Origin of the sequence: Brevibacillus sp. NRRL NRS-603 (genome assembly GCF_003013445.1) — a bacterium.
Taxonomy (GTDB): domain Bacteria; phylum Bacillota; class Bacilli; order Brevibacillales; family Brevibacillaceae; genus Brevibacillus; species Brevibacillus formosus.
This window is the reverse complement of sequence record NZ_PXZN01000131.1, coordinates 1-3,531: the sequence shown is the minus strand read 5'-3', so window position 1 is coordinate 3,531 and position 3,531 is coordinate 1. Positions and strand designations below refer to the sequence as shown.

The window sequence follows — 3,531 nt, the reverse complement described above, 5'->3', positions numbered from 1 at the left end:
GAAATGTATCCCGGTCGAGGCTAGACCAATCCGAGCTGCAAAGCGGGCGGCAGACATAACCGCCTCTGCAGTTTGGAGCCCTGTAAAAAATACATCTGTCCGACTCGTTAAATCCGTACGCCCTGCTTGATAGAACCCTGCCGTTGTCCAAAGCTCTGCCAGACTTTCAAGCGGAGTTGGTCTCTCTACGATAGGACTTCCCTCATACGAACTCATCAGCGCATACTGGGGTATCGCAATTTGATAGACAGGTGAAGCATCCGCACAAACATATAGTTGAACTTCATGTAAAGAACAACGAATCCTTTCAATGTCACCGAGTGAAGTGGTTGCAGGTGCTGCATCTGTCCAATACGCCGCCATCCAGCGCAGTAATCGGCTAAGACTCTCCTCGCTTCCACCAACGAAAGCAATTCGATTGTTCCCTCGATCGAGAGTGCATGACGCATCATCCACGTCGCAGGATGGCTCAATACTTACTGTGCAAAGCCACTCACCGCTTTTCGTGCTGCTAGCAACCATCGGTGAATCTTCCATACGAATGGAAGGCAGATCCAGCTCACTTGTTTCAAGGCCTAATCGGGCACAAAAATCAATGAATCCTTCTACGACGATTCCCGTTTGAAAACAGAAGGAAACAGACAATGAATCAGCTACACCGTCATTGTTTCGGTCGGCAACTAACCCTTTCGTTGTAAAAATTTCACCTAGCCCTCTCATTGGTTAGCCCCCTTACACGCGCAGATTTGGATCTAGCTCGTCACGGAGCCAATCGCCCAGCAGGTTAATTCCAAACACTGTAATCATAATGGCGATGCCTGGGAAAGTAGCAACCCACCATGCCGTCTCCAGATAGTTGCGACCGTCTGCCAGCATGCCTCCCCATGTAGGAATTGAAGGGTCTACACCCAACCCAATAAACGTCAACGATGCTTCCAACAAAATGTTGGTGGCTACATTTAACGTTGCCAATACGATGATCGAAGAAGAAACGTTTGGCAGGACATGTTTTCTGATGATCCGCAAATTCGTAGCCCCGATTGCTTTTGCAGCCTGGACGTATTCCATTTCTTTTACACTCATGACCTGTCCTCGAACCAGTCGCGCAAAGCCTACCCAGTTACTGATCCCCAGAACAAGTATGAGCTTCCATAGACCTGCCCCAAAGACCGTCATGACAATAATCGCAAACAAAATGAAAGGGAATGCCAGCTGTACATCTGCCAAGCGCATTAACAGATCATCTACCCAGCGTCCGTAAAAGCCTGCGATGAGGCCCAGAATCACCCCGATAACTAAGGAAATCAGTACGGATACGACACCAACCAATAACGATATGCGCGCTCCATAAATGATTCGGCTCAGTAAGTCACGTCCTACCTGATCGGTACCTAGCAAATACTCGGATTTCCCAGTATCGTCCATCCACGAGGGAGCAACCAGCCGTGCACGCAAATCAGCTTTATCAGGAGTGGATGGCGCAATTACCGGTGCAAAAAGTGCGGATACGACAGCAAGCATAAGCAAGAACATCCCCGTCATTGCCCACGGATTTCGAACGAATCTTCTGCCCATCTTGCTCCATTTTCCACGTTTTTTGATTGGTGGATTGGTCTGATTGTTTGTAACTGTCGCTGTCGTCATTCGCTTTTTCCTCCTCCCTGCCTAATACGTGGATCAATAAAGCCATAACTGATATCAACCAACAGGTTCACGAAGATCATCAAAAAAGACAAGATAATCACAGAGCCTTGAATCACTGGAAAGTCACGTTGCGATATCGCGTCAATCAGCATACGCCCGATACCTGGCCATGAAAAAACTTGCTCAATAATCACGGTACCGCCTAACAACGTTCCAAATTGCAGTCCAATAAAGGTTACCGTTGGGATTAATGCGTTTCGCAAGCCATGCTTGATGATGACAAGCCATTCCTTGATCCCTTTGGAACGGGCCGTATTGATATATTGCTGATTCATTACCTCCAGCATGGAAGAGCGAACTAATCGAGCCAAAATCCCTGACAAAATGAGTCCGAGTGCAACGGAAGGCAGAACCAAATACTCCAGACCTTCGTAACCAGAAGCAGGAAACCAGCCCAGCTTAACGGCAAATATGATGATTAACATGATCCCTAACCAAAAGTTAGGAAAAGAGATTCCTAGCAATGAAAAAATGCGTCCGAAAAAGTCAGCTACACTGCCTCTATAAACGGCAGAAATGATACCTACTGGAATCGCAATCAACAGGGCGACAAACATTCCCCCGAAGGCAAGCAGCAAAGTTGCTCCCATTTTCTCCTTCATCATGTCGATCACGCTCTCACCCGTTCGGAAAGAGGTGCCAAAATTACCGGTAAACATATCTTTTAAATAAAGCCCGAACTGTACATGAACGGGCTCGTCCAGACCGAGATTTTGCCGAAGCTCAGTAATTGCCTCTTTGGTAGGCTCACCTGCTTGAAACATGATCGATACTGGGTCACCAGTCATTCGCACCAGGACAAAAATGACAAGAGTAATAGCAAGAACGACAAAAACACTATGTAGTAGACGTCTAATTAAAAAGGCTGCCATCCCGCTCCTCCTTTATCAAAAATGAAGGGAATAGAAGAGACATCTTCTACTCCCCTGTTCAAAACATTCCTTATTCAACCGATGCTTCGCGCAAATCGATACGTTCATCTGTCGGAGGTTGGAAGCCTTTTACTCGTTTGTTTACAGCCCACAGGTTGATCGATTGATAGAGCGGTACATCTGGGACTAGCTCATACAGACGTTGATTCAGCTCTTTAAATGCTGCCAGACGCTTTTCTTGATCAAACGTGGAGCGTTCTGCTTTCAAGAGCTCCTCTACTTTTTCGTCATAGAAATCAGGGTTCCAGAACTCACCTTTGTGATACATCAGATAGGCAGTATTATCAAAGTCGAGCGTCCATCCCCCCCAGCCATTCCGGTACATATGTCCTGCTTTTCCGTTCGGAATGAGGTCAGAAGTAAATGTGGAGGCGTCCACCAGATTCAGCTTCACCTTGAGACCGACTTGACCTAATTGCATTTCGATCGCTTGTGCTACCTCTTTAAATGTAGCATCTGTACCAGGTAAGAAGAGATCAAGCTCCGTTCCTTCCTTCACACCTGCTTCTGCGAGCAGTTGTTTTGCTTTTTCTGGATCATAATTACGTAATGGCAGGTTAGGATCATAGCCGAAAGACATATCGCTTTGGAATGAATTGACGCGCTTACCATATCCGCCGAGCAGCGTTTCGATAATCAAGTCCGCATCAATCGCGTAAGCAATCGCTTCACGGACTTTTACATTGTCGACTGGCTTCATCGATGTATTGAAACGAATTGAATAAACGGTTGGCGAACCGACTTGCATCAGTTCAAGTTCAGACATGCCCTTGATGGATTCTGTTTGGCTAATCTCGACTTTTTTCATAATGTCGATGGCACCTGTTTGCATTTCAGCTAGACGTGTAGTCGCTTCTGGAATAAAACGGAACGTTACTTTTTCCAGCTTCGGTTG

Annotated in this window: 3 protein-coding genes and 1 pseudogene; all 4 read right to left on the bottom strand. The window is 46.6% G+C overall.

Annotated elements, in window-relative coordinates; translation table 11 throughout:
• Nucleotides 1–720 (bottom strand): annotated as a pseudogene (locus C7R94_RS29130) (M14 family metallopeptidase); the annotation flags it as partial.
• Nucleotides 721–732: 12 nt separating this feature from the next.
• Nucleotides 733–1,644, bottom strand: a complete 912-nt coding sequence (locus C7R94_RS29125; RefSeq protein WP_047069150.1) for an ABC transporter permease — start codon at nucleotides 1,642–1,644, stop codon at nucleotides 733–735.
• Entirely contained in the window at nucleotides 1,641–2,576 is a 936-nt protein-coding gene (nikB, locus tag C7R94_RS29120) for a nickel ABC transporter permease (RefSeq protein ID WP_106655050.1), read from the bottom strand. Before nikB ends, C7R94_RS29125 begins: the two co-directional genes overlap by 4 nt.
• 70 nt (nucleotides 2,577–2,646) lie before the next feature.
• Nucleotides 2,647–3,531 (bottom strand): ABC transporter substrate-binding protein (locus tag C7R94_RS29115; protein WP_146142855.1); only part of this gene is annotated, 885 nt, incomplete at its 5' end.

Bases quoted from the DNA above. Each gene is read 5' to 3' on its own strand.
- C7R94_RS29125 (WP_047069150.1), bottom strand. From the start codon at position 1,644: ATGACGACAGCGACAGTTACAAACAATCAGACCAATCCACCAATCAAA.
- nikB (WP_106655050.1), bottom strand. From the start codon at position 2,576: ATGGCAGCCTTTTTAATTAGACGTCTACTACATAGTGTTTTTGTCGTT.